A 5,847-nucleotide genomic window follows, 5' to 3' on the forward strand; every position below is an offset into this window, starting at 1 on the left:
GCCGAGCAGCGCGTCGATGTCCTCGGTGCCGTCGTGGACCGGCGCCAGGTGCAGGGTCGCGCCCGCGCACAGCGCCGGCCAGACCTCCCAGGCCATGGCGTCGAAGCCGAAGCCGGCCAGGCTCGAAGTGTGACGGCCGGCGCACAGGTCGAACGCCGCGCAGTGCCAGTCGATCAGGTTGCCCAGGGTCTGGTGCTCGACCATCACGCCTTTCGGCAGGCCGGTGGAGCCGGAGGTGTAGATCACGTAGGCCAGGTGCCCGGGGGTGAGGCCCGGGATCTGCGGGTTGCCGGTGTCGTCCGCCGGCCATTGTTGGAGGTCGAGGTCGAGCACCGGCACCGCCAGCGCCGGCAACCGTCCACGCAAACTGCTTTGGGTCAGCACCGCGACCGGGGCGCTGTCGCTGAGCAGGTACTCCAGGCGCTCGGCCGGGTGCGCCGGATCCACCGGCACGTAGCCGGCGCCGGCCTTGAGGATCGCCACCAGGCCGACCAGGGTGTCGAGGCCACGGCGGGCGACGATGGCCACCCGGTCGTCGGGGCGCACGCCCAACCCGGTCAGGTGCCGGGCCAGGGCGTTGGCCCGACGGTTGAGGTCGGCGTAGGTCAGCTGTTCGCCGAGGAACGCGGCGGCCACGGCGTCGGGCCGTTGCGCGGCCTGGGCCTCGAAGCGTTGCTGGGTGGTGAGGCCTTGCGGGTAGTCGGCGGCGGTGGCGTTGAAGCCGTGCAGCACTTGCTCGCGTTCCGCCGCCGTCAGGATCGTCAGTTGATCGATCGGCAGGTTCGGCGACTGCTCCAACGCCAGCGCCAGGCGCTCCAGCGCGCCGTGCATGTATCCGCAGATCCGCCGGGCCTCGATCCCCGCCCCGGTCAACGCCGTCAGGCTGAAATCCTCGCCCAGGTCATCGACGCTGAGGGTCACGGGATAGTTGGTGTGTTCCTCGGCCTCCAGCAATCGCATGCCCTGCCAGGCGCGCTCCGCCTCGGCGGAGGCTGCACCCTGCGGTGCGCTGTGGCGGTAATTGAGCAACGTGCCGAACAGCGGCGTGCCCGGCGCCATGGCGCTGCAATGCTGCACCAGCGCCAGTTGCACGTGTTCATGCTCCAGCAGTTGGCTCAAGCGTTGCTGGACCGCCAGCGCGGCGGCCTTCACGGTTTGCCCGGTCAGGCCGATGCGCAGCGGCAAGGTATTGACGAACACCCCCGGCGAGCGCTCGACACCCTCGCCGCCGTGCAGGCGGCCGAGCAGGACGGTGCCAAATACCACGTCGTCGCGGCCCGCCAGTTGCCCCAGCACCTGAGCCCAGGCCAGGTGTATCAGGCTGGCAACGCTGATGCCCAGACGTCGGGCCTGGCGCCGCAGCGTACGGCTGAGCGGATTGTCCAGCGTCAGGTGCGCCCGCGCCGTCTCGCCGCCCTGGGCGGCATGGCGGCCATAGGGCACGGTCGCTTCCTCGACATCGCCAAGCATCGCCCGGAAGAACGCCTCGTGCGCCCGGTCGTCGAGGCCCGAATGCGCACGGGCCACGTGGTTGCGGTACGGCACCGGTTCCGCCAAGTGCTGCTCGTGACCGAGCAGCACGGCGTTCATCTCGTGTTGCAGCACCTCAAGCGCTACGTGATCCATCACCAGGTGATGGAACAGCAGCAGCGCCACCACGCGCCGGTTGTCCGCATCCCAGGCATGCACCACACGCAGCAACGGTGCCTGATCCACGGCCATGCGGTAATGCCGGACATTGAACCGCGCGCGCAACTGCGTCAGCGCGTCCCCCGCCTCCGCGTCCAGCTCCAGCGTTTCGCTCACCAGCGACGCCTGGCGCCAGACCACCTGCACCGGTTCGTCCAGCCCTTCGTAGTAGAACGAGGTGCGCAGGATGTCGTGACGGTCGATCACATGCTGCAAGGCCTCGGCGAACGCGTTCAGACGCTGCTCGTCGGCGAAGGCGAACTGCGCCTGCAGCACGTACGGATCGCCCTCGGTGGCCGTCAGGTGATGGAACAGGATCCCGGCCTGCAACGGCGCCAGCGGGTAAATGTCCTGCACGTTGGCCGCGCCGCCAGGGATGCCGGCGACGATGCGGTCGATGTCGGCCTGCTCCAGCGCAACCAGCGGCAACAGCTCAGGCGTGATCCGCCGGCAGTCCGGCGCGATGCGGTTGGCCGGCACTTCGGCTTCCGGCGCCCCGCCGACGGCGGCCGCCAGTGCGGCGAGGGTCGGCTGGTTGAACAGCACGCGCACGTCCGCCGTCAGGCCGGCGCGGCGCATGCGGGCGACCAGATTGACCGCCAGCAGCGAGTGCCCGCCCAGTTCGAAGAAATGGTCATGACGCCCGACCCGCTCGACGTTGAGCAGCTCGCACCACAGTTGCGCAAGGGTGATTTCCGTCTCGCCAACCGGGGCCTCGTACTGGCGCACGCTCGCCGCAGCCTGATCCGGCGCCGGCAATGCCTTGCGGTCGAGCTTGCCGTTGGGGCTCAGCGGCCAGGCGTTCAGGTGCACGAACAGCGCCGGCACCATGTAGTCCGGCAGGTGTTCGAGCAGCCGTGTGCGCAGGTCCTCCACCGATTGCGCTGTGCCGGTGTAGTACGCCACCAGCCGCTTGTCCCCCGGCACGTCCTCCCGGGCCAGCACCGCCGCTTCCTGCACGCCGTCCAGGGCGCTCAGGCGCGACTGGATCTCGCCCAGCTCGATGCGCAGGCCGCGGATTTTCACCTGGTCGTCGTTGCGGCCCAGGTATTCGATGTTGCCGTCGGCCAGCCAGCGGGCGACGTCGCCGGTGCGGTACATCCGGCCCTGCGGCCGGAACGGATCCTCCAGGAACCGTTCGGCGCTGAGCGGCGCACGGTTGAGGTAACCCCGCGCCACTTGCACCCCGCCGATGTACAGCTCGCCGACTACGCCCAGCGGCACCGGTTGCCGTTGCCCGTCGAGGATGTACATCCGGGTGTTGGCGATCGGTTTGCCGATGGGGGTGTTGTCCGGCGTGGTGTCGAGGGGGCCCGCGCAGTCCCACGCGGTGACGTCCACCGCCGCTTCGGTCGGGCCGTACAGGTTGTGCAGGCCGATGCCCGGCAACTGCCGCTTGAAGCGCCGCACCAGGCTGCCCGGCAGCGCCTCGCCGCTGCACATCACCTGACGCAGGCCGGCGCAGCGGGCGGTGTCGCCATGGGCGAGGAACACGTCGAGCATCGACGGCACGAAGTGCAGCGTGGTGACGCGCTCCGCCGCGATGATGTCGCTCAGGTACTGCGGATCCTTGTGGCCCTCGGGCCGGGCCATGACCAGCCGCGCCCCGGTCATCAGCGGCCAGAAGAACTCCCACACCGACACGTCGAAGCTGAACGGGGTCTTTTGCAGCACCGTGTCCTCGGCGCTCAGGCGGTAGGCGTCCTGCATCCACAGCAGGCGGTTGACCACGCCGGAATGCTCGTTGATCACGCCCTTGGGTTGGCCGGTGGAGCCGGAGGTGTAGATCACGTAGGCCATGTGCTGCGGGGTCAGGCCCTGCGCCGACAGGTTGTCGGCAGGTTGCGATGCCCAGACCGCTTCGTCGAGGTCGACCACCTGGGCGGCGGATTCGCCGAGCACACTGCGGGTCGCGCCGTGCACCAGCACCGCCAGCGGGGCGCTGTCGTCCAGCATGTAGGCCAGGCGTTCCGCCGGGTAGGCCGGATCCAACGGCACGTAACCGCCGCCGGCCTTGAGGATCGCCAGCAGGCCCACCACCATCTCCGGGCTGCGCTCGACGCAGATCCCCACCCGCGCATCCGGGCCCACGCCCAAGCCGCGCAAGTGACGGGCCAGGCGGTTGGCCTGGCGGTTCAGCTCGGCGTAGCTCAAGGAACGGTCGCCGCTCTTGACCGCCACGGCCTGCGGCGTGCGCAAGGCCTGGGCCTCGAACAGGCCATGGATCGTCTGTTGCAGGTCGTAGTCGACGTCGGTGGCGTTGAGATCGAACAGCAACGCCTGCCGTTCGTCTTCCGCCAGCATCGGCACCTGCTCCAGCACCGCGTGGTCATCACTGGCCATCGCTTGCAGCAGCCGCTGCAGGTAACCGAAGTAACGCACGACCGTCGCTTCGTCGAACAACGCCGTGGCGCACTCCAGCGTGCCGCGAAGCTCGCCTTGCGCCTCGCGCAGGGTCAGCGACAGGTCGAACTTGGCGAAGTGGCTGGGCTCGGCGACGCCTTCGAGCGCCAGGTTGTCGAGGACCAGGCGTTCGCCCTGACGGCTCTCCCAACTGAACAGGGTCTGGAACAACGGGCTGTGGGCCAGGCTGCGCTCCGGCTTGACGATGTCCACCACTTGCTCGAACGGCAGGTCCTGGTGGGCCTGGGCTTCCAGCGTGCGGGCCTTGACCTGGGCCAGCAGCGCTTCGGTGCTCAGCTCGCCCGAGGTGTCGATGCGCAGCGCCAGGGTGTTGACGAACATGCCGATCAGGTCTTCGATCTCGGCCCGGCCACGGTTGGCCACCGGCGAGCCGATCACCACGTCCGCTTGGCCGGACAGGCGCGCCATCAGCATCGCCCACGCGCCCGTCAGAGCCATGTACAGCGTCACGCCGTGGCGCTGGCACAACGCGTTGAGGCCGGCGGTCAGGCGTTCATCCAAGGTGATTTCGATCTGGCGGCCGGCGTAGTCCTGCTGCGCCGGCCGCGGCCGGTCGGTGGGCAAGGCCAGCAAAGCCGGCGCGCCGCTCAGGGTCTGGCGCCAGTAGTCGCTCTGGCGTTGCAGCACCTCGCCGCTGAGCCAGCGGCGTTGCCACACGGCGTAGTCGGTGTACTGCAAGGCCAGCGGCGGCAGCGGATCGGGCTCGCCGTGGCTGAAGGCCTGGTAAAGCGCCATCAGCTCGCGGGTCAGCACGCCCATGGACCAACCGTCGGTGACGATGTGGTGCAAGGTCAGCAGCAAGACGTGGTGATCATCGGCCATGCGCACCAGCCGTCCGCGGATCAGCGGATCGCCCTCCAGGTCGAACGGGGCCGACGCTTCGCCCTCGATCAACGCCAGCAACGCGTCTTCGGCCTGCGGGTGGCGGCGCAGGTCTTCAGCCTGCAACGGCAAGCCGCTGTCCACCGGGGCGATCAGCACCTCGGCTTCGTCATTGAACTGGGCGAAGCGGCTGCGCAGGGTTTCGTGGCGGGCGACAATCCGCGCCAATGAGCGCTGCAGCGCGTCTTCGTCGAGGCGCCCGCGCAGGCGCAGGGCGATCGGGATGTTGTACGCCGTGTTGGCCCCCTCCATCTGCGACAGGAACCACAACCGCTGCTGGGCGAACGACAGCGGCAGCGCCTGGTCGCGCGGCGCCGGCACGATGTCCGGCAGCGTGCTGCGGCCCGAACGGGACAGCACCTCGGCCACGGCGGCCAGTTCGGCGTTGGCGAACAGGTCGCTCAACGCCAGTTCCACGCCCAGCCGCTGGCGCACCTGGGACACCATGCGCATCGCCAGCAGCGAGTGCCCGCCCAGTTCGAAGAAGTGGTCGTGGCGCCCTACCCGCTCGACCTGCAATACCTCGGCCCAGACTTGCGCCAGGGCTTGTTCGAGCTCGCCCTGCGGCGCCTCGTACTCGCGGGTGAACAGCGCGCTGCGCTCGGGTTTCGGCAAGGCCTTGCGGTCGAGCTTGCCGTTGGCGGTCAGCGGCAACGCGTCGAGCCGGACAAACGCCGACGGCACCATGTATTCCGGCAGTTGGCTCAGCAGGTGCGTGCGCAGTTCGCCCACCTCCAGCGGCTCGACTTGTGCCTGGGCGGTGAAGTACGCCACCAGGCGCACTTGGCCGGGTTCATCCTCCCGGGCCAGCAGCACCGCCTCCTGGATCCCCGGCAGGTGGTTGAGGCAGTT

General features: G+C 69.3%; 1 protein-coding gene. It reads right to left on the reverse strand.

Translation table 11 applies throughout. The features are described 5' to 3' along the window. Positions 1-5,847: non-ribosomal peptide synthetase (locus tag CAG29_RS27920; protein WP_139831538.1), on the reverse strand; the 5,847-nt coding region annotated here is incomplete at both ends.

Origin of the sequence: Pseudomonas sp. B7(2017) (assembly GCF_002112745.1) — a bacterium.
GTDB classification, from domain to species: domain Bacteria; phylum Pseudomonadota; class Gammaproteobacteria; order Pseudomonadales; family Pseudomonadaceae; genus Aquipseudomonas; species Aquipseudomonas ekonensis.